The sequence below is a fragment of the Microbulbifer variabilis genome, assembly GCF_056232115.1.
Genome location: NZ_CP174325.1, coordinates 2,352,487 through 2,372,948, shown reverse-complemented (window position 1 = coordinate 2,372,948; position 20,462 = coordinate 2,352,487). Strand labels below are relative to the sequence as shown.

The 20,462-nt window shown below is 52.2% G+C and carries 16 protein-coding genes; 12 read left to right on the top strand and 4 right to left on the bottom strand.

Annotated elements, in window-relative coordinates:
- The gene (locus ACJJI7_RS10415; RefSeq protein ID WP_444902218.1) at positions 1-711 is read left to right on the top strand and encodes a DUF2238 domain-containing protein; all 711 of its coding nucleotides are present in this window, start codon (positions 1-3) and stop codon (positions 709-711) included.
- A 3-nt stretch (positions 712-714) separates the two neighbouring features.
- Here the strand turns inward: ACJJI7_RS10415 and ACJJI7_RS10410 are convergent, their stop codons facing one another.
- Positions 715-1,191: an Lrp/AsnC family transcriptional regulator gene (locus tag ACJJI7_RS10410; protein WP_020411997.1), complete on the bottom strand. Its 477-nt coding sequence runs from the start codon at positions 1,189-1,191 to the stop codon at positions 715-717.
- 187 nt (positions 1,192-1,378) lie between these two features.
- On the opposite strand from ACJJI7_RS10410, the gene ACJJI7_RS10405 reads away from it, so the two are divergent.
- Positions 1,379-3,061 carry an aminotransferase class V-fold PLP-dependent enzyme gene (locus tag ACJJI7_RS10405; RefSeq protein WP_444902219.1) on the top strand — a complete coding sequence of 561 codons (1,683 nt, stop codon included), beginning with the start codon at positions 1,379-1,381 and terminating at the stop codon, positions 3,059-3,061.
- A gap of 5 nt (positions 3,062-3,066) precedes the next feature.
- Here ACJJI7_RS10405 and ACJJI7_RS10400 read toward each other — a convergent pair whose 3' ends face one another.
- Both ACJJI7_RS10400 and ACJJI7_RS10395 read right to left on the bottom strand, forming a co-directional pair.
- Positions 3,067-3,969 carry a universal stress protein gene (locus ACJJI7_RS10400; protein WP_020411995.1) on the bottom strand — a complete coding sequence of 301 codons (903 nt, stop codon included), beginning with the start codon at positions 3,967-3,969 and terminating at the stop codon, positions 3,067-3,069.
- Positions 3,969-5,474 (bottom strand): SulP family inorganic anion transporter, encoded by a 1,506-nt coding sequence (locus ACJJI7_RS10395; protein ID WP_040628253.1) that lies wholly within the window; start codon positions 5,472-5,474, stop codon positions 3,969-3,971. Before ACJJI7_RS10395 ends, ACJJI7_RS10400 begins: the two co-directional genes overlap by 1 nt.
- A gap of 388 nt (positions 5,475-5,862) precedes the next feature.
- Here ACJJI7_RS10395 and ACJJI7_RS10390 point away from each other — a divergent pair, with 388 nt between their 5' ends.
- The 8 genes from ACJJI7_RS10390 (at position 5,863) to ACJJI7_RS10355 (ending at position 14,596) form a co-directional block, all read left to right on the top strand.
- The gene (locus ACJJI7_RS10390) at positions 5,863-7,143 is read left to right on the top strand and encodes an efflux RND transporter periplasmic adaptor subunit (RefSeq protein ID WP_020411993.1); all 1,281 of its coding nucleotides are present in this window, start codon (positions 5,863-5,865) and stop codon (positions 7,141-7,143) included.
- A 96-nt stretch (positions 7,144-7,239) separates the two neighbouring features.
- On the top strand, positions 7,240-7,941 hold the full coding sequence (locus ACJJI7_RS10385; RefSeq protein WP_020411992.1) for an ABC transporter ATP-binding protein: 702 nt from the start codon (positions 7,240-7,242) through the stop codon (positions 7,939-7,941).
- Positions 7,942-7,954: 13 nt separating this feature from the next.
- Positions 7,955-9,268 (top strand): ABC transporter permease, encoded by a 1,314-nt coding sequence (locus ACJJI7_RS10380; RefSeq protein ID WP_444902220.1) that lies wholly within the window; start codon positions 7,955-7,957, stop codon positions 9,266-9,268.
- A gap of 9 nt (positions 9,269-9,277) precedes the next feature.
- Positions 9,278-10,486, top strand: coding sequence for an FtsX-like permease family protein (locus ACJJI7_RS10375; protein WP_444902221.1), 1,209 nt, complete (start codon positions 9,278-9,280; stop codon positions 10,484-10,486).
- Positions 10,479-11,108: a nuclear transport factor 2 family protein gene (locus ACJJI7_RS10370; RefSeq protein ID WP_444902222.1), complete on the top strand. Its 630-nt coding sequence runs from the start codon at positions 10,479-10,481 to the stop codon at positions 11,106-11,108. The genes ACJJI7_RS10375 and ACJJI7_RS10370 overlap by 8 nt, the downstream gene beginning before the upstream one ends.
- A gap of 114 nt (positions 11,109-11,222) precedes the next feature.
- Positions 11,223-12,575 carry a sigma-54-dependent transcriptional regulator gene (locus tag ACJJI7_RS10365; RefSeq protein WP_020411988.1) on the top strand — a complete coding sequence of 451 codons (1,353 nt, stop codon included), beginning with the start codon at positions 11,223-11,225 and terminating at the stop codon, positions 12,573-12,575.
- On the top strand, positions 12,575-13,900 hold the full coding sequence (locus tag ACJJI7_RS10360) for a sensor histidine kinase (protein WP_020411987.1): 1,326 nt from the start codon (positions 12,575-12,577) through the stop codon (positions 13,898-13,900). Before ACJJI7_RS10365 ends, ACJJI7_RS10360 begins: the two co-directional genes overlap by 1 nt.
- 411 nt (positions 13,901-14,311) lie before the next feature.
- Complete coding sequence (locus ACJJI7_RS10355; RefSeq protein ID WP_020411986.1) at positions 14,312-14,596, top strand: high-potential iron-sulfur protein; 285 nt, start codon at positions 14,312-14,314, stop codon at positions 14,594-14,596.
- Here ACJJI7_RS10355 and ACJJI7_RS10350 read toward each other — a convergent pair.
- Positions 14,593-15,555 (bottom strand): AraC family transcriptional regulator, encoded by a 963-nt coding sequence (locus ACJJI7_RS10350; RefSeq protein ID WP_020411985.1) that lies wholly within the window; start codon positions 15,553-15,555, stop codon positions 14,593-14,595. The two genes, ACJJI7_RS10355 and ACJJI7_RS10350, sit on opposite strands and share 4 nt — an antisense overlap.
- Before the next feature lie 381 nt (positions 15,556-15,936).
- Between ACJJI7_RS10350 and ACJJI7_RS10345 the strand changes: the two genes are divergently transcribed.
- Complete coding sequence (locus ACJJI7_RS10345; RefSeq protein WP_444902223.1) at positions 15,937-17,079, top strand: efflux RND transporter periplasmic adaptor subunit; 1,143 nt, start codon at positions 15,937-15,939, stop codon at positions 17,077-17,079.
- 103 nt (positions 17,080-17,182) lie between these two features.
- Positions 17,183-20,383, top strand: coding sequence for an efflux RND transporter permease subunit (locus ACJJI7_RS10340; protein ID WP_444902224.1), 3,201 nt, complete (start codon positions 17,183-17,185; stop codon positions 20,381-20,383).
- The last annotated feature ends 79 nt before the right edge of the window (positions 20,384-20,462 follow it).

Sequence of the window (20,462 nt, the reverse complement as noted above, 5' to 3'; positions counted from 1 at the left end):
ATGTCCGCTATTCGAAAATACTGGTACCGCCTGTTATTACTGGCTATTTTCTCAGTCGCATGGGGCTGGTCAGCCTGGCAGCCGCTGCATCCGGATGACTGGTTATTAGAAAATTACCTGGTCTTTGCGGCGCTGCCGGTAATTTTGATCAGCATACGTATGCTCCCGCTCTCCAACGTCTCTTATACGCTGATCACCGTGTTTATGTGCCTGCATGTGTTTGGCTCCCACTACACCTATGCAGAAGTGCCCTTTGGTTACACTCTGCAGGAATGGCTTGGCGCCGAGCGCAATATGTACGATCGCCTGGTGCACTTTAGTTTTGGGTTGCTGCTCGCCTACCCAGTGCGGGAAATATTAATACGCCTGGCTGGTCTGCGTGGATTCTGGGCCTACTTCTTCCCAGTAGATGTGACGTTTGCCCTCTCTTCTATTTACGAAATTATTGAATGGTTGGCAGCACGGACAGTTTCTCCGGAGCTGGGAATCGCGTTCCTCGGCTCCCAGGGCGATATCTGGGACGCGCAAAAGGACATGCTGCTGGCGGGGCTGGGCTCCATCCTGGTGATGTTGGTCGTACTGGCTTTGAATCTCTGGCTCAACTCCAATGCCTGGCGGGAAATCCGCAATAGCCTCAAAGTACCATATGGAGACAGGGCTCTTGGCGAGGCAAAACTCCGCCAATGGTTACGCAAGCGCCACAGCCACTGAAGCTTACTTATCAACAGCGTATGTCAGAGGTAAACGGGTCGTCTGTTTCATGGTCTCCATTACGAAGCTGGAACTGACATCAAATAGGTCGGCCTTAATTAGTTCTTTATACAGGCGGTCGTAACCAGGCATATCGGTCACCACCGCCTTGATCAGGTAATCCAGATCCCCACTCATCCGGTGTACCTCCAGAATCTCAGCAACCCCCTGCACCAATTCGGCAAACTGGGCTGCCCACTGGTCATTGTGTTGGTTGGTACGGATAGAGATATATACAGTCAGGGGCAAATTTAACTTATGCTGGTTTAGCAAGGTCACTCTATCAGCGATAATCCCTTCCTCTTCCATCTTGTGAATGCGCCTCCAGCAAGCGGATTTTGACACACCCACTCGCTCAGCAATTTCCCCAACAGACAGCGTCGCATCCCCCTGTAACAGCTCCAGAATTTGTTTGTCTTGCCTGTTTAGCCGCGCCGCCATTAAAGCCCCTCCTTTAAAACATTCATAATAATTACTAGTGTTTCCACCCTACCCTTTTAAAGCATTAACGTACCGAAAAATAAAATAAAACGGCACAATGTTTCGAAATTTACCAATTAAAAAAGACAAACAGGGACATTGTTTCGGTGTTAAAGCACTAGAGTAATTTCCATGAAAAATACAGGAAATGGAACTCGTGACAGCTCTCATCAAATACATCCGTGACTCAGTTATTGGCGATATGCAGCCCATTGCCACCCCCTTCGGACAGCGACCACTGGTGTATGCTGATTACACTGCATCCGGCCGCTCACTATCTTTCATCGAAGACTCTATTCGCCAAAAGGTGTTGCCTTACTATGCCAACACCCATAGCGAAACGTCTTACACCGGTGCTCAAACCACAGGATTCAGAGAGGAGGCGAGGAAAGAGATCCGGCGTGCAGTCAACGGGAGCGAGGAGCACAAAATCATATTCTGTGGCTCCGGTGCCACTGCCGCCATTAACAAGCTGATCGATATTCTAAAGTTGCGTCCTCCGGTGGACTTGAACCTGCAGCATCGCTTCAGTGACAGTATTTCTGCCAGCCAGCGTCCTGTCGTATTTATTGGGCCCTATGAACACCACTCCAATGAATTGCCCTGGCGGGAAAGCATTGCCGAACTAGTGTCTATTCCGTTGAATAGCACCGGCACATTGGATCTTGATACGCTCGAAAATCAGCTGCGTGCGTACGCTGACCGCCCCCTGCGGATCGGCAGCTTTTCCGCCGCCTCTAATGTCACCGGCATCGTGACCGAAGTAGAAGCTGTCACCCGCCTACTTCACCAGTACGGTGCCCTGTCTTTCTGGGACTACGCCGCGGCCGCCCCCTATATGGCAATTGATGTGCGCGGTGAGCAAGACCCCCGGGGCGATAGTTCAAAAGACGCTGTATTTATCTCTCCGCATAAATTTGTCGGTGGCCCCGGCACTCCAGGAATTCTGGTGGTGAAAGAGAAGCTACTGCAAAACGCCGTCCCTGCAGCACCCGGTGGTGGCACGGTGCTCTATGTCACTCCTGAGGATCACCGTTACCTCGAAGACCCGGAGCGCAGCGAGGAAGGCGGCACCCCGGCGATAGTCGAGTCCATTCGCGCAGGCATGGTCTTTAAACTCCAGCAAACTGTGGGTATCAATGAAATAACCCAGAGGGAGAAGCGGCTGATCGGCCATGCTCTCGAGCGCTGGTCAAAGGAAGAGAACATCGAGGTTCTCGGCAACCTTGATATACCGCGCCTTTCAATTGTCTCGCTGCGCATCAAATGGCGCGGGAAGGATTTGCACTACGGCTTCGTAGTAGCACTACTCAATGACCTTTTCGGAATCCAGGCCCGCGGTGGCTGTTCCTGCGCTGGCCCCTATGGGCATACCCTTCTGGATATCGATATGGCCTATAGCCGGGCGCTGGAGGGACAGATACTCAAAGGGCAAAAATTAATGCGTCCGGGCTGGGTACGCCTGAATTTCAATTACTTCATCAGTGAGACAGTATTCGAATATCTGCTTGAAGCCGTGGCTCTGGTAGCGCGCCACGGCTGGAGACTACTGCCGTATTATTATTTCGACCAGGATCAGGGAGTCTGGCGCTATCAAGGCAAAAAACCAGAGTCCGCAGCCAGCCTGGCGCAATTGAACTTCAGCAATTGCCCTTCCAGTAAAAGCGAGCAGGAGGTGTCATTACTTCCTCTAGAGGAGTACCTGGCCATTGCCGAGCGGGAGCTTTGCCGCAAACCACGCAATGCAAAATTCTACGATCTACCGCTTCCCGAGGATGCGGAGGCTTTGCGTTGGTTTGTCAGCCCCCGGGACGCAGTACTCGCGCTCTAGGAAAGTTATCGCAATAGCAGCAGAGGCTGGCGGGTCTTGAGTAGCATCTTCGCTGTGATACTGCCCATCAACAAATCGCGCAGACGATTGTGGCTGAACGCCCCCATCACAGTGAGGTCAATCTGGTGCTCCTCCTGATAGGTGATCAAGGCCTCAACTGTATTACCCTCCAGATTACTGGCCGTTACTGCGAGGCCGGCCTTGTCCAATTCGGCACTGGCCTCAGCTAACAGCTTTTCCGCCACTTGCGCCGGTCCTACATTTACCAGATGGCAGGACAGGTCGCGGAACAGCGGGCTACCAGCTATCAGGCCCAGGGCCTTGCACGCCGCCTCACTACCGTCATAGGCAAGCATAATCCTCTGCGGCTGCTGAAATTCCCGATTAACCACCAGTATCGGTTTGTGCAGGGAGCGGACTACAGTTTCCAACTGTGCGCCCAGCCCCTGCTCTGACTCGCCGTGCTCCTCACCGCGAATACCGAGTACCAGAACACGAATGCAGTCTTCCAGTTCCACCACAGATTCTGTCAGGGTGTCGTGGCGCTGGCAGGTAATGACCTGTCCAACGCCGGCATCCTCAGCGCGATTTCGTGCCGCCTGCAGCATGAGCTTGCCCTGCTTCACCAGCAATTGCGCACGCTGTTGCTCAAGCGCCGTCAGTTCTTCCAGCAGCTCTTCCTGGCTGCCTAAGCCGATACTGCCGGTAAAATCGGTGACCGCAGGTACACTACTGCGCTCAATGTTATGCAACAGCTTTAGCGGTGCGTCCAGCTTGGCAGCCAGCCAAGCGGAGTAATCACAAACGGCGCCGGTGTATTGGGAACCATCAATACAGGAAAGTACCACTGGTAAAGACCCACCATTATGTGTCTCTTTATTGTTATTTTCGCTGCTGCTTACGGCCATCAATGTCCTCCAAGAACCCGCTCAATTTCCTCGGGCTTATCGTGTACGCCGAACCGGTCGACGATGGTTTCACTAGCTTCGTTCAACCCTACCAGCTCCACTTCTGCACCCTCACGACGGAACTTGAGCACCACCTTGTCCAGCGCATTTACTCCGGAAATATCCCAGAAATGCGCGCGATTGAGATCGATCACTACAGTATCCACCACTTCCTTAAAATCGAAAGAGGCCATGAACTTATCGGCGGAGTTGAAGAAGACCTGTCCAATGACCTTGTAGGTTCGGCGGCTCTGAGCTTCTTCGAGAGAGCTGCTCACGTACATAAAGTGGCTAACCTTATTGGCAAAGAACAGCGAGGCCAGTAACACACCAACAAATACACCATAGGCCAGGTTATGGGTCCACACTACCACAACCACAGTAGCCAACATCACCAAATTTGTGGAGAGCGGGTAGCGTTTCAGGTTGCGGATAGAACTCCAGTCAAAAGTACCTATGGAAACCATAATCATGACCGCAACTAGTGCTGCCATAGGAATTACCGCAACCCAGTCACTGAGAAACACCACCAGGGTCAGCAGGCCAACGCCAGCTACCAGAGTTGAGAGCCGACCTCGGCCACCGGACTTCACATTGATGACAGACTGGCCAATCATGGCGCAACCGGCCATCCCCCCCAGGGAGCCGGCCGCGATATTGGCGATCCCCTGACCTTTACACTCGCGGTTCTTATCACTCGGAGTATCGGTCAAGTCGTCCACAATCGTTGCTGTCATCAGGGATTCCAGCAGACCTACCACTGCCAGACCAGCGGAGTAGGGGAAAATAATCTGTAGGGTTTCGAAATTCAGCGGAACCTCGGGCCAGAGGAAAATAGGCAGAGTATCCGGCAACTCGCCCATATCCCCCACGGTACGGATATCCATCCCCATGGTGACAGCCACTGCCGTCAGCAACAGGATACATACCAGCGGTGAAGGCACAGCTTTACCAATCACCGGGACATAGGGGAATAGGTAAATGACCCCCAGACCCGCAGCTGTCATGGCATAGACCTCCCAGGTACCACCAATCAACTCGGGCATTTGCGCCAGGAAGATAAGGATCGCCAGGGCATTCACAAACCCCGTGACCACCGCCCGTGAGACAAAGCTCATCAAACTACCCAGCTTCAGATAGCCAGCGATGATCTGCAACACCCCGGTGAGCAATGTGGCTGCGAGCAGATATTGCAGTCCGTGCTCCTTCACCAGGGTCACCATCAGAAGGGCCATTGCGCCAGTAGCGGCGGAAATCATCCCCGGCCGACCGCCCACAAAGGCAATGACCACAGCAATACAGAAAGAGGCGTAGAGGCCAACTCGGGGATCAACTCCCGCGATAATCGAGAAAGCGATGGCTTCGGGAATCAGTGCCAGGGCCACTACCAGGCCGGCGAGTACGTCGCGACGTATATTGCCGAACCAGTCGGCTTTGGTCGAAGAGAGCAGCGATGGAAGGAACATAAACGCAAATAAATTTGAATTGATCAAAAAAAGGCCGCGCACTCTACCACAAACCGCCGTCCCCCCGCATGACAACCACTCTCGTGAAACCGCAAGCAAAGTTCGGTATCCGCCCCTCTTCCGGCGGAAATATGCAGCTTACAGTGCCCGGTCCATCTCCCGGACAGGGCGGACAGCGGACACTTTTAGCGGACACCCCTGTGATTGTGCAGATCCCCATAAAAGAAAAATATCAATAAATATCAGTAAGTTACAGACATAAAAAAGTTGGCACAGCGTTTGCGTAGTAGCTCACAGAGCAGATTTTTTTGATTTGCATCCGAAACAGAAATGCACTGCATCCAAATTACAAAGCAGAAGCAATCGCACAGAGAAGTGGAAAGCAACAATGATTAGAGATACTTCCAGGCAAGATACACAAATCGAAGCCCTACCGCTTTGGAAAAACCCCAAAGCCTATAAGGCTGCCGCCTTGCTTGGCCTCACCATCGCATTTTTGATCTGGGGTGTTAATGCCTGGCATAGGACCGGCTCAGTAGATAACACCCTGTCCTTATCCCGTATCAATATTGCCCAGGTTGAGCGCGGTGACCTGATTCGAGACTTGGTGGTTCAGGGCAAAGTGGTCGCAGCCAACAGCCCCACACTTTATAGCCCTGCGCAGGGCATCGTTAAGTTTGCGGTAAAAGCCGGAGATACTGTGAAAGCTGGGCAAGTCCTCGCCTCGGTTGACAGCCCTGAGCTATCCAACCAACTCGCCCAGGAGGAAGCTCAACTCAATAAACTGTCCGTAGAATTGCAACGGCAGAAAATACAGGCCAAGCGCCAGCAGTTGGAAAACCAGCAAAAGGCCGATCTCGCCCGGGTAAACCTCACCGCCGCCAAACGGGAGTTAAAACGGGCTGAGCTTTCCAAGGAGAAGCAGATTATTTCCCTGCTCGACTTTGAAAAGAGCAAGGACGATATGGCCCGAGCACAACTGGAGTATGAGCAGGCTGTACAAAACGCCGAGCTGGAAAAAGAGTCCCTGAGCTTTGATACCCAAACCCTTCATTTACAAGTGTCCCAGCAGAAGTTGCAGGTAGAGGAACTCGAGCGCCGCGTTCGGGAATTAGAAATCCTCTCCCCTGTCAGCGGCACCATCGGCAGTCTCGCCGTATCCCAGCGCAGCGCCGTTGCCGCTAACGCCCCCTTGATCACCGTAGTTGACCTCACCAGTTTTGAGCTTGAGGCGGCAGTGCCAGAGAACTACGCCGACGACCTCGGCTTGAATATGGCCGTGGCCGTCAACCTAGGGGGGCGTGAACTACCCGGTGAAATCACTGCGATATCCCCCGAAGTCATCGACAACCAAGTCATCGCCCGAGTGCGTTTTAGCGAGGGACAACCCCAAAACTTGCGCCAAAACCTGCGCCTCACCGCCCGCGTGCTACTGGAGAATCGCAATGATGTGCTGCTGGTGAAACGTGGTGGTTTCCTGGATCAGAGCGGCGGCCGCTTTGCATTCCGCCTCAACGATCAACAACAGGCAGAGCGCGTCGCCATTCAAATTGGCGCGCTGGGACTGAAACAAGTGGAAATCATTTCCGGCCTGCAAGAGGGAGATCAAATCATTATCTCCGCCTCCGAAGAATTGGAGAGGGCACAGCTAGTTGCCCTGAAAGAATAAACCGAGCGAGACATTCAACACGCGCAAGCTACACCCACTCAGTTTCCGCGATTTATCAACGATTTAAAAATTCAGTGACAAACAAGGAACATCGCCATGCTTAAGATGCATAACGTCCGCAAGAGTTTCCGCACAGACACTATTGAAACCCACGCCCTGCGTGACTTCAGCCTAGAAGTCAAGGAGGGGGAGTTTGTCTCTGTCACCGGCCCCAGTGGCTCCGGAAAAACGACCTTTCTGAATATCGCAGGGTTATTGGAAACCCCAACCGGCGGCCAGTACCTGCTGGATGGCGAGGATGTAAGTAACCTGAACGATCGCCAGCGCTCCCGCCTGCGTAATGAAAAGATCGGGTTTATTTTCCAAGGGTTTAACCTGATCCCGGATCTAAGCTTGTTCGACAATATTGATGTCCCTCTTCGCTACCGTGGATTCAGCGCTAAAGAACGCCGCAAGCGTATTGAGAAAGTACTGGAGCAAGTGGGCTTGTCCGCCCGCGCAAAACACTTGCCTGCACAGCTTTCCGGCGGACAGCAACAACGTATTGCTATTGCCCGGGCCCTGGCAGGGGAGCCACGTTTCCTGCTCGCAGATGAGCCCACTGGAAACCTCGACTCCCTAATGGCACGCCAAGTAATGGAGCTACTGGAATTTATCAATGAGTGGGGAACTACCATCGTAATGGTTACCCATGATCCGGAGCTGGCCCGTCGTGCGCACCGCAATATCCAGATCGTGGATGGGCAAGTGTGCGACCTGCGCCCGGTCACAGAGCAACCTGAAGCCGCTACTGCTTAAGGAGTCTGCAGTAATGATTGGATACTATATTTCCCTGGCACTGCGAAGCCTGCGTCGTACACCGACATTAAGTGCGCTGATGGTCGCTGCTATCGCGGTGGGTGTGGGTGCCTCCATGACAGTACTCACCCTCAACTACATGATGTCGCAGAACGCGCTAGAGCATAAAGACGATGTTCTTTTTGCCGTTCAACTCGATAGCTGGGATGTTAATGAAGCCGCAAATACCACCAATGAAATTCCCTGGCAGTTGACTTATAGAGATGCCCAAGCCCTACTGCGCTCTGATATCCCCACCCATCAGGTGGCCATGCACCGCTATGGTTTTACCGTGGAACTGGAAGAGTCAGCAATCCGGCCTTATACCGCTGACATCCGCGTAACCACCCGTGATTTCTTTAACCTATTCGATATCCCTTTTATATATGGAGGCACCTGGGAGAAGACTGCCGACAGCTCACCCATGCAAGTGGTGATACTCTCCAAGGCCACCAATGAAAAGTTATTCTCTGGAGAAGACAGCATTGGTGAAACCGTCATATTAAATAGCCAACCTTTTACCGTCATTGGCGTTATTGATACCTGGGAACCCTCACCCAAAGTTTACGATGTCAATAATGGTTCCTTTACGAAAGTTGAATCCCTTTTCGTGCCTTTTGGTCTTCACCGCAAGCTGGAAATTTACAGCTGGGGGAATACCAATGGCTGGGATAGTGGAGAGGGCGAAGGTTATGAGGGTTTCCTACAAAGTGAGAGCGTCTGGATTCAGTACTGGGTAGAGCTCACTAATAAAGAACAAAAAACCGAGTACGAAAACTTTCTAACCGCATATATTCAAGGGCAGAAGGACCAAGGGCGCTTCGAGCGACCATTGAAATTTGCCCTGAGTAAACCTTCCGAATGGCTGGTTCTCAACGAAGTCCTCAGCGATGACAATCGCGTATTGGGCTGGGTATCCCTGGCTTTTCTGTTAGTTTGCGTTATCAACGCAGTAGCTCTATTACTCGCCAAGTTTCTCCGCAAAGCGCCTGAAGCGGGTGTGCGTCGGGCACTTGGAGCCAGCCGCAATGCCATTTTCACGCAGCACCTCATTGAAAGTTCAACCATCGGTATTCTCGGTGGGATAGCCGGTATTTTACTTGCTTTTATGGGGATCAGTGGAATCCGTTATTTAGCTATGGGACAACTGGATACGGTCGCGAGGATGGATTGGGTGATGGTGATCGCAGCCATCGGTCTCGCGCTAATCGCAAGCCTGCTGGCAGGGCTTTACCCAGCTTGGCGTATCAGTCGCACTAACCCTTCCATTTACCTGAAAACCCAGTAAGGACGAGTCATGCTTGAATTAAAACCCATGTTATCCGCCCTCTGGCGTAACAAAGTGCCTGCCCTGCTGATCGCTCTTCAACTTGCATTGACACTGGCAATCATCAGCAACACGGTTGTGATCGTAAAAGATCGTATTGCAAAGATAGAAAGGCCCACCGGTATTGCCGTAGAGGAGATCATTGCCATCAACGTGATGGCAATTCCCAATAACTACGACATGATTGGAGCCGTATCTTCTGATTTGGAGTTACTGCGAAAACTGCCTTTCGTCAAAGATGCAACCATTACCAACCAAGTCCCCTTATCGCGGTCTGGCTCCGCGGGCACTTTTTACACTCAACCTAATCAGGAGGTCGGCGGAGAGGTCTCTAACAGATACAACACCGACCCAAACTTTATCAATACCCTAGGTTTAAAATTAGTGGCGGGGCGAAATTTTACCAATGCAGAAATGCAATATTTTGATCCAAGTGAAATTCGGGATATCAATGTCGCAGTTATTACCCAGCAGTTCGCCGATAAAATTTACCCAGACCAAGATCCTATTGGAAAACCCCTTTATGATGGCAACACTTCCCATCCAATAGAAATTATTGGTGTTATCGAACGGCATCTGGGCGCCTGGGTGGACTGGTCAAAAGCAGGTAATGTGGCCTTTTTCCCCATTGTCAGAAATACTCAGGACGTCAATTATTTAGTACGCGCCGAACCAGGCAAGCGCGATGATGTGTTAAAAATCTTGGTAGATAAACTGTCTGAAAGGGACCCTCAAAGAGTCATTAAAACCAGAGTGCTCTCAGAGTATGTCGCTCGCAGTTATGCAGGCGATAACTTAATGGTCAAAGTGTTATCTATTGTTGCGGCCACACTCAGCTTTATCGTTGCGCTGGGGATCGTCGGGCTGACAATTTTCTGGATTAACCAACGCGCCAAACAAATAGGTGTTAGACGGGCACTAGGGGCTAGCCGCAGCAATATCAGCCGCTATTTCCTGATTGAAAACAGTCTGATTGCCGTTACCGGTATCGCCCTGGGCAGTGCCGCAGCCCTAATCGTTAATCAGTATATGGTACGCGATTACTCTCAGCCGGTATTAACCCTACTACCTCTCCTTATCTGTGCTCTATTGGTATTGGTTGTTAGTCTCGCTGCTGCACTAGCGCCAGCACTGCGTGCAGCCAATATCTCCCCGGCTACCGCCACGCGCAGTGTATAAAATCAAATTGAAACTGGTGGTCGGGCTTTTTTCGCTGACCGCCAGTTTGGTGAAAAGTAAGATAGTAAATAAAAAGGGAGAATTTATTATGCGAAATTATTTGATGGCTCTAGGTTTTACTGCCATATCAATTTTCATACCCACAGCAATTGCCGAGCAACATCCCGTCGTTGCCGGCCCTCAAGCTACGGAGGAATTAGAAAAGGAAATCACCGTTGTGGACTCACAACTTTTTGATGCTGTTTTCAACAGCTGCGACATTAAAAAACTGGGTCAACTCGTCACCGATGATTTTGAAATGTACCATGATAAGTGGGGGAAAACTGCAAGCTCAGCACAAGAGTTTCTCAATGGTATTAGCAGTATGTGTGAACGTCAGAAATCCGGCAGTGACATTAAAGCGCGCCGCGAACTCATTAACGATAGTGTTAGAGTTTTCCCAATGAACAACTACGGGGCCATTCAAAGCGGTACACATAAATTTTATGGCATAAATGCTGATAACAGCGAAGTATTACGCGAGAGTGGACAGTTCACCCACCTCTGGAAAAAAGAGGATGGGCAGTGGAAGCTCGCCAGAGTATTGAGTTTTGATCACCAACCTGCCAGCAATGGTCATTAGCCTCTGACACTAACGTTCAAACCTACGGCCTGGATTTAAACACCAGCGGCAGCAGTTCCCCCTAACCACTCACTCATTGCATAATGGCCAGCTTACAAGCTGGCTCTTGGTCCTATGGATAAAATACTCATTATTGACGATAACAGCGGTATCGTCTCGGCCCTGGAAATACTGTTGTCATTACATGACTTGCAGCCCCTCTGTGCCATTACTCCCCAGGCAGGTCTGCAATTATTACGAGAGAACCGGGATATCAGCCTGGTGATCCAGGATATGAACTTCACTGCGGACACCACCTCTGGTGAAGAGGGGCGCGAACTGTTTTTTGCTATTCGCGAAATCAATCCGGATCTGCCCATTATCCTCTTGACCGCCTGGACGCAATTGGAAATGGCGGTGGAGCTGGTCCGCGCTGGAGCGGCCGATTACCTGGGCAAACCCTGGGACGATAACAAGCTGATCTCCACGATTGTCAACTTACTAGAGCTGGGCGAGCTACAAAAACGCCAGCGTGCGTCACAACAACAGGCAATGAATGCCCGCAGCGAACTGCGAGAAAAGTTTGACCTACGAGATATTATTTACCGTAGCGATAATATGCAAAAGCTTTTGGAAATGGCCACCCAGGTAGCCAAGTCCGATGTACCTGTGCTGATCACAGGCCCCAACGGGGCGGGTAAAGAAAAAATAGCCGATATTGTTCAAGCTAACTCACTACTCCGTGATGGCCCCTTTATCAAAGTGAATGTCGGAGCACTGCCGGAGGAGCTGATGGAAGCGGAGCTCTTTGGCGCGGAACCCGGAGCCTACACCGGAGCAGGAAATAAGGCCCGTGAAGGTCGTTTTGAGGCGGCCGATGGAGGCACCCTGTTTCTCGACGAGATCGGCGAACTCTCTGCCAGTGGCCAGGTAAAACTGCTACGTGTGCTGCAAACCGGAGAATTCCAGCGTCTTGGCAGCAGTCAAACGCGGAAGGTTAAAGTACGGGTAATTAGCGCTACCAACAGTAACCTGCCCAAGTCCATCACTGAGGGCAACTTCCGCCAGGACTTATACTACCGCCTGAATGTGATCGAGCTGCGTCTACCTCCTCTTTGTGAACGCCCCGAGGATATAGCACCTCTGGCAATAAGCTTTTTAGGTGAAAACAGTAACCCCAAAAAACTTTCCCCACAGGCACTGACCGCAATGACCCGCTACCAGTGGCCAGGCAATGTACGCGAATTACAGAATGTGATGCAGCGTGCATCAGTCCTGTGCCAGGAGGACACCATTGATGAGGCGGTGCTGGCCTTGCCCGAACAGCCTGTAACTGAAAAAGTTGATGTGAGTTTTGAGCCTAGTAGGGAGCTACTACAGCAAACCCTAGCCAGCTGCAATGGTATTATTGCCCAGGCTGCAAGAGAGCTGGGTATGAGCCGTCAAGCGCTGTATCGTCGCTTGGAAAAACATGGTATTTCCTATTGATGTCCAAACATTTTTCCCTGGAGGGGCGCATCGTTGCCACAGCCACTCTGGCATTGATTATAGGTACAGCTATCCCGTGGCTTTGTATTTATATAGGCCTGGATCCACGCTTATCGTGGGCTACGGGGCTGTTCCTCGGGATTATTATTATCCTGGGGCTGATGCGTCAGGTTCTCACTCCCCTGACGACCACCCTTAAATCCTTACAGGGGGGGCTACTTAATTTTCGCGATGGTGATTTTTCGATCTCTCTGGTCCCTCCCAGGGATATAGAGCTCCGCCAGATTACAAATTTATACAACGAAATCGGTGAGCACCTGCGACGTGAGCGCGCTCATATTTATCAGCGCGAATTGCTCCTCGATACTGTGATCCAAAGCTCACCGCAAGCGCTGTTACTTGTCGATCAAAGCGATCACATCATTTATTCCAACAGCAGTGCCAAAAAACTACTTAATGCCGGCAGGCCCATCCAGGGCCTGCTTTTACAGAAACTACTCCCCAATAGCCCAGGGGAGATCGCAAATGCTATTAATAATTGGGAAAACGGGCTTTTTAACTACACCGATACAAATGGAACTCACTCCATGCACATCGGTAATAGTACATTTGTACTCAATGCGCAAAAGCACCGCTTGATTGTTTTGCGTGAGATGACAAGAGAGTTAACCCGCGCTGAAGTAGAAGTTTGGAAAAAAGTCATTCGCCTAATCAGCCATGAGCTCAATAATTCTTTGGCCCCCATATCCTCACTGGCGCACTCAGGCAAAATGCTTATCGCCAAGCCAGATAAAGCTGCGGCGCTGGAAAAAGTTTTTGATATCATCGCCGACCGCTGCAAACACCTGACGGAATTTACCCAGGGCTATGCCAGTTTCGCGAAGCTGCCTGCCCCCAGTTGCGAAACTGTGGATTGGCAGACACTTATCGAACGTATTGCCCCCTTGCAGGAATTCACCTTGTCGGGGGATTTACCAGAGCGCCAGGGGTATTTTGACCCAGTACAAATCGAGCAAGCCCTACTGAACCTGATCAAAAACTCCCACGAGGCCGGTTCCAGTAATGAAGATATTAAAATTACCATCAGCACTGATGGCCTAGGACAAAAACTCGTAATTGCGGATCGCGGCTGCGGCATGAGTGAAAAAGTTCTACAACAGGCACTACTTCCATTTTTTTCTACCAAAGAACAGGGTGTGGGCCTTGGCTTAGCGCTGTGCAGAGAAATTGTCGATGCCCACGGAGGACACATTCAACTGCTAAACCGTCCTGAGGGAGGATTACAAATTACCTTATGGCTGCCCTGGGCTAAAGAATCTCACTAGCGAGGAACTTGCCCAAAAAGCAAACCATCAAATGGTTATCTGCTCAAATAGCAAGTTATACAATAAATTAAGTGTCATTCAGACCTATAGCAGCCTTGGCTAAACAAGGCGGCCCCCTATTTATGGGAGCAAAAAACTTTAACAAAAATTTCTTTTATACAACTACCTAAAGCAACCCTATCCAAAAAAATCACGGCAGATTAAATAGTGCTCCTCCAGCGGCTAATTTAGTGCGAAGCCTGATTTCAGCTGACCAGGGAACAGACAGGTGTATTGAACCCTTAAATGACAATAAGATTGATTCTTACTTCTCTTTTTTTCTGTAAAAAGTGTTAATCCCAGCAAAAACCTCTCGTCCAGCTACTCTGAATTTTTGAAGCCCTAACCAATTAATTTGGACACTTTTCTAGCATGGACCGGAAACAGACTATCTCCCGTAGAAAATTCCTCAAAATCTCCAGCTGCTCACTAGCGATATTACCGGCGGCAGTTATTGTCACAGATCGCACTAACGCACAGATCAAGGCAAAAAAAGAAGCCGTGAATTATCAGGACACACCAAATAATGGCAAGAAGTGCGTTGACTGCCAGCTTTTCCAGCCGCCTAATGCCTGCATCGTGGTCGAAGGAGAAATCAGTCCTGAGGGGTGGTGCAGCCTGTTTGTCCTCAAACAGGGTGATGCCACCTCGGACTAGGCTGGCACCCTTTGCTCACCACGCAGCTTACTCACATCCGCACGTGGGGGGAGGCCAAACATGCGGCTGTACTCACGGCTAAAATGTGAAGGACTTTCATAGCCCACCCTATAGCTGGCGGAAGCTGCCTCCAGGCCCTCAGTGAGCATCAAGCGGCGGGCTTCATGTAAGCGCAATTTCTTTTGAAACTGCAGGGGCGACATGCGGGTGATTTGCTTGAAGCTGTGATACAGCGATGACTCGCTCATATTCGCCTGCTCTGCCAAGTCACTAATGCGTAGCGGCTCCGAGTAGCGGTCCTTCAATACTTCAATGACTCTGGATACCCGATTTGCCTGACTGTCTGCCATAGCAAACTTGCGCATACGGGCACCGATTTCACCCATTAAGGCGCGATAGATAATCTCCCGTCGCGCCAGGGGGGCCAATATCTGAGCATCCACAGGAGTTTCCAACAGGTGTACCAGCCGGCTCAATGCATCCAGCATTCCCTGATCCATCTGCGTCACACAAAGGCCACAACTCACTTCAGGGCAGTCATACCCCGCCTCCACTCCCGGGGCCTTATCTCCCAGCTCCAATACCAGGTCAGCTACTTCTTTGGGATCTATCGTTAACTTCACACCGAGGAAAGGGGTGTCCTCCGAAGCACGCTCTACTCGCCCAAGAATGGGAAGGTGTACTGAAGTCGCCACATAGCTGAGAGGCATATAGGAAATTTCCCTGTCTCCCAACTCCAGAGTTTTACTTCCCTGAATAATAAAATTGAGAGATGGCGCATATACAGAGGAGGCACAAGCTACCGGCTCGTTACAACGGATTAGGGCCAAACCATCCAAGTAGGTTTCTATTAGCCCCTGCTCGGGTGCCAGTCGCTGGAGTGTCCCGGCCAACTTCTTGCGAGTAGGTTCCAGCAAAGAAGTTGGAGACTGTTGATTCACACTGCCATCGGTTCTCATACGTTCCCCTTTCGACCGCATCCCAGCGGGCTACATCAATCTAGGTGGCTCACAGTATACGGAGTTTTAGGCAATCTCCCGACTCTTTTGCAGGAATGGGCAATTACCGTGCAGTAATAGATAACCGCAGACGAATCATATCTCTCAAATCACGGTAAAATCTCACTCAATTTGACAAACAACTAGTTATATATCCAGTTCCAATTACTCCCCCCATGCGGCACTCATTTCTACATCACTTTCCCCCTTAAGCAGGAATAGGCAATCAATCCATAGTTACCGGATACCCTCATCATCTTGCTCATCATTAAAGTTGCAGCCCTAGTAGGAGAGGAGCCATTCAGCACCTCCCTCTTCCGTAGCAAAGGGAGTACACGCGTTATGGTCAAGAAATTAACAGTCACTTTACTCGGTCTGTCCGCACTGGTTCTGTCCGGTTGTGGCACCGGCGAGCCTGCGGGACAACAGCCGCCGCCACCTGCGGTTGAAGTTGCAAGAGTCGGCTCTGAGCCTACCACCCTGTGGCGCAGTTTTACCGGGCGAGTTGTAGCGCCCGAAACCGTGGAATTACGTCCCCGCGTGAGTGGCTATATCGACCAGGTTTCCTTTGCCGAAGGTGCCCTAGTAAAACGTGGCGATGTCCTGTTCACCATCGACCAACGCCCCTATAAAGCCCGTCTTCGTGCTGCTGAGGCCGATTTACAGCGAGTGCGCAGCCAGCTGTCCTTCAGTGAAAAACAGGCCGGCCGCGCCCAGCAGCTACTGGACAGCAAAGCGATCTCCCGCGAGGAATACGACCGTCGCATCGCCTCAAGGGACGCGGAACGCGCAGCCCTAAGCGCCGCAGAAGCAGCAGTGGAAAACGCCCGACTCGACCTCCAGTACACTCAGGTCAAGGCTCCAATTAGTGGTCAGGTAAGTCGCGCCCTAGTCACTAAAGGTAATCTCGCTAATGCCGATACCACCTTGCTGACCACTCTGGTCTCTGTAGACCCCATGTACGTCTACTTCGAAAGCGATGAACAGACTTTCGCCGAGAGCCGCCGCCTGCTCAAGGCCGATTCTGCGCCTCCAGTACATATCGGCCTCTCCGGTGAAAACGGCTACCCCCATAAGGGCAAGCTGGACTTTATCGATAATCGCCTCAATAGCCACACAGGCACCATCCAGTTCCGGGCAGTGGTTTCCAATACCGAAGGTACTTTTAAGCCCGGACAGTTCGCCCGTGTGGAGATGCCCATTGAAGAAATGGATCAAGCAGTACTAATCGATAGCAAGGCCGTACTTACCGATCAAGACCGCCGCTACGTCTATGTGGTCACTCAAGAGAACCTGACAGAACGTCGCCCAATTCAAGTAGGGCCACGCCAGGGTGAGCGCACGGTAATTCGCAGTGGCCTGCAAGTTGGCGAACAAATTGTGGTCAACGGCCTGCAGAAAATTTTCTTTCCCGGTATGCCCGTGGTGCCTGAAATGGTTGCCCAGCAAGTGCGGGGTGGTGGCGCCCAGGCAGCGGGCCACTAAGACAACGGGTGGAAGGCAGCCCTACTATGGCCAGCATCCAATCTGGAAGAGTTATATCAATGGAATTCGAGCGTTTATATTGCCGCTCACGGGGTAGCAGTGTATGAATTTTTCCCGTTTCTTTGTCGACCGACCTATTTTTGCATCGGTGCTGTCGATCATTATTTTTGTGGTGGGTCTGATCAGTATCCCATCGCTACCGGTTAGTGAATATCCGGAAGTTGTACCCCCCAGCGTGCAAGTTAGCGCTCGCTATCCTGGAGCCAACCCCAAAACGATTTCCGAAACTGTTGCCACACCATTGGAGGAAGCCATCAATGGTGTGGAAAACATGATCTACATGAAGTCGGTAGCAGGCAGTGACGGCACCCTCACTTTGAATGTCACTTTTAAACTGGGCACCGACCCAGACCAGGCCCAGGTTCAGGTACAAAACCGGGTATCCCAGGCACTACCCCGTCTACCGGAAGATGTGCGCCGCCAGGGGGTAACCACGCAGAAGCAGTCGCCCAACCTGATGATGGCGGTGCATCTGATCTCTCCAGACGACAGCCTCGATGCCACCTATATTCGCAACTATGCGGTATTGCATATCCGTGATGAGCTATCGCGTATTCCCGGTGTGGGCCTCGCCGCCGTCTTTGGCTCCGGGGACTACGCCATGCGCCTGTGGGTGGACCCGCAGAAAGCGGCGGCCCTGGGCGTGACTGCAGCGGATATCGTCAGCTCAGTGCGTGAACAAAATGTACAGGTGTCCGCCGGACAGATCGGCGCCTCGCCGATGCCCAATGGTTCTGATTTCCTGATCTCTATCAACGCCAAGGGCCGCCTGCAAAGCGAGGAAGAGTTTGGCAATGTGGTACTGAAGACCGGCAGCGATGGTGAAATTACCCGATTGCGTGACGTGGCGCGGGTTGAACTGGCTTCATCTCAAGACTCTCTACGCGCCTTATTAAACGGCCGCCAGGCGGTTGCCATTCCGATTTTCCAGTCTCCAGGCTCCAATTCCCTGGAAGTCTCCGCTGCAGTGCGCGAGAAGATGGCAGAACTGGGAGAACAGTTCCCCGAAGGCCTGGAGTGGAAAGTTGCCTACGACCCAACCGTATTCGTCAGCACTTCCATCAGCTCTGTGATCAAGACCCTTCTGGAGGCGGTGCTGCTGGTAGTGCTGGTGGTTATCCTGTTCCTGCAGACCTGGCGCGCCTCCCTGATTCCACTCTTGGCCGTGCCGGTATCTATTGTCGGCACCTTTGCGGTGCTGTTGATGCTGGGCTTCTCGATCAACACCCTGACCCTGTTCGCCATGGTACTGGCCATCGGTATTGTGGTGGATGACGCCATCGTGGTGGTGGAAAACGTCGAGCGCAATATCGAGGAGGGACTGACACCTTTAGCCGCTGCCCACCAAGCCATGCGCGAGGTGAGCGGTCCGATTGTCGCCATCAGTTTGGTGCTCTGTGCGGTATTTGTGCCCATGGCCTTCCTGGACGGCATCACCGGTCAGTTCTACCGCCAGTTCGCCACCACCATTGCCATCGCCACCATTATCTCCGCGATCAACTCCCTGACTCTGTCCCCGGCTCTGGCGGCAACCCTGCTGAAGCCCCACGGTGCCAAGCCGGATATACCCGCGCGCATTATCGAGCGCCTGTTCGGCTGGTTATTCCGCCCGTTCAACCGCTTCTTCCAGCGCAACTCCGAGCGCTATCAGCGGGTGGTGGGCCATAGCCTCAAGCGTCGCGGTATCGTATTTGGGGTCTACCTGATATTGCTCGGCGGTACCTTCGCCCTGTTCCAACAGGTGCCCGGCGGCTTTATTCCGGTTCAGGATAAGACTTACCTGGTGGGTAGTATTCGCCTGCCGGAAGGTGCCTCCCTGGACCGCACCGAGGAAGTTGCTCGCCGCGTGAGTGAATTGGCTTTGGAAACTGAGGGGGTTGCCAACGCGGCCGCTTTTGTCGGCTTTAACGCCCTGCAAAGTACCAACACCCCCAACGTGGGCACGGTATTTATCCTGTTCGACGATTTCGATGAACGTGAGCGCAGTGCCCAGGAAATCGCTGCGGAGCTAAATGGCAAAATCTCACAGATCAAGGAAGGCTTTGCCATGACCTTTATGCCGCCGCCCATCTTCGGTCTGGGCGCCGGCTCTGGCTACTCCCTCTATGTTCAGGACCGTCGCGGTGCCGGCTACGGTGAGCTGCAAAATGCTACCAATATGCTGGCTGGGGCCCTGAGCCAAGCCAGCGGCCTCAGCTACCCCTTCAGCTCCTACCAGGCCAATGTGCCGCAGATGGACGCCGAGGTAGACCGCCTACAGGCCAAAGCCCAGGGCGTGCGTATGGACGATCTATTCGGCACCCTACAACTGTATTTCGGCTCCATGTATATCAACGACTTCAACTTGTTCGGTCGCACCTACCAGGTGGTTGCCCAGGCAGATGCGCCTTTCCGCGATGAAGTGCAGGATCTCGATAATCTCTACACTCGCAATATGAATGGGGAGATGGTGCCCATCAGCACCATGGTGACCCTGCGCCAGAGTTACGGACCAGACCCGGTGATCCGCTACAACGGCTATCCGGCAGCCGACCTGATGGGGCAGTCCGATCCCAGCATGTTGTCCTCTTCCGAGGCACTGGCAGCGGTTGAGCAGGTTGCCAGCCAAGCCCTGCCACCGGGCATGCAAATCCAGTGGACCGACCTCAGCTTCCAGCAGGTCAACCAGGGCAATGCCGCTATGGTGGTTTTCCCACTCGCAGTACTGCTGGTATTCCTGGTACTGGCCGCACTCTATGAGAGCTGGGTTATGCCGCTGGCGGTGATCCTGATCGTGCCCATGTGCCTGCTGGCTGCACTATTTGGTGTCTGGGCTACTGGCGGCGACAACAATGTTTTCGTTCAAGTCGGGCTGGTTGTTTTAATGGGACTTGCCTGTAAAAACGCCATTCTGATTGTGGAGTTTGCCCGCGAACTGGAAATGGACGGTAAGGGCCCGGTAGAAGCTGCCTTGGAAGCCTGCCGCCTACGTCTTCGTCCGATCATTATGACTTCAGTCGCCTTTATTGCCGGTGTGGTTCCACTGGTATTGGCCGGCGGCGCTGGCGCTGAGGTGCGCAATGCCATGGGCATTACCGTATTTACCGGCATGATCGGTGTCACACTGTTTGGCCTGTTCCTGACACCCGTGTTTTATGTTGCCCTACGCAAAATTGCCGGCGGTAAAATATCCACGTCAAAGAATGTAAGCGCACATCAAGTCCAGGATACCCCCTTGCCGTTAGAACAACCTGCTAACGGCTAAAGCCCCTTACCCCCAGGCACATATTTGTGCCTGGGGCTTTTTCTTTTTACGCTCGTCTTTTCAATAGCGGGCACCGGCC

Coding starts and splice junctions, on each gene's coding strand:
- ACJJI7_RS10405 (WP_444902219.1), top strand. CDS start 1,379: ATGGAACTCGTGACAGCTCTCATCAAATACATCCGTGACTCAGTTATT.
- ACJJI7_RS10345 (WP_444902223.1), top strand. CDS start 15,937: ATGGTCAAGAAATTAACAGTCACTTTACTCGGTCTGTCCGCACTGGTT.
- ACJJI7_RS10380 (WP_444902220.1), top strand. CDS start 7,955: ATGATTGGATACTATATTTCCCTGGCACTGCGAAGCCTGCGTCGTACA.
- ACJJI7_RS10360 (WP_020411987.1), top strand. CDS start 12,575: ATGTCCAAACATTTTTCCCTGGAGGGGCGCATCGTTGCCACAGCCACT.
- ACJJI7_RS10415 (WP_444902218.1), top strand. CDS start 1: ATGTCCGCTATTCGAAAATACTGGTACCGCCTGTTATTACTGGCTATT.
- ACJJI7_RS10400 (WP_020411995.1), bottom strand. CDS start 3,969: ATGGCCGTAAGCAGCAGCGAAAATAACAATAAAGAGACACATAATGGT.
- ACJJI7_RS10340 (WP_444902224.1), top strand. CDS start 17,183: ATGAATTTTTCCCGTTTCTTTGTCGACCGACCTATTTTTGCATCGGTG.
- ACJJI7_RS10410 (WP_020411997.1), bottom strand. CDS start 1,191: ATGGCGGCGCGGCTAAACAGGCAAGACAAACAAATTCTGGAGCTGTTA.
- ACJJI7_RS10365 (WP_020411988.1), top strand. CDS start 11,223: ATGGATAAAATACTCATTATTGACGATAACAGCGGTATCGTCTCGGCC.
- ACJJI7_RS10395 (WP_040628253.1), bottom strand. CDS start 5,474: ATGTTCCTTCCATCGCTGCTCTCTTCGACCAAAGCCGACTGGTTCGGC.
- ACJJI7_RS10375 (WP_444902221.1), top strand. CDS start 9,278: ATGCTTGAATTAAAACCCATGTTATCCGCCCTCTGGCGTAACAAAGTG.
- ACJJI7_RS10390 (WP_020411993.1), top strand. CDS start 5,863: ATGATTAGAGATACTTCCAGGCAAGATACACAAATCGAAGCCCTACCG.
- ACJJI7_RS10355 (WP_020411986.1), top strand. CDS start 14,312: ATGGACCGGAAACAGACTATCTCCCGTAGAAAATTCCTCAAAATCTCC.
- ACJJI7_RS10385 (WP_020411992.1), top strand. CDS start 7,240: ATGCTTAAGATGCATAACGTCCGCAAGAGTTTCCGCACAGACACTATT.
- ACJJI7_RS10350 (WP_020411985.1), bottom strand. CDS start 15,555: ATGAGAACCGATGGCAGTGTGAATCAACAGTCTCCAACTTCTTTGCTG.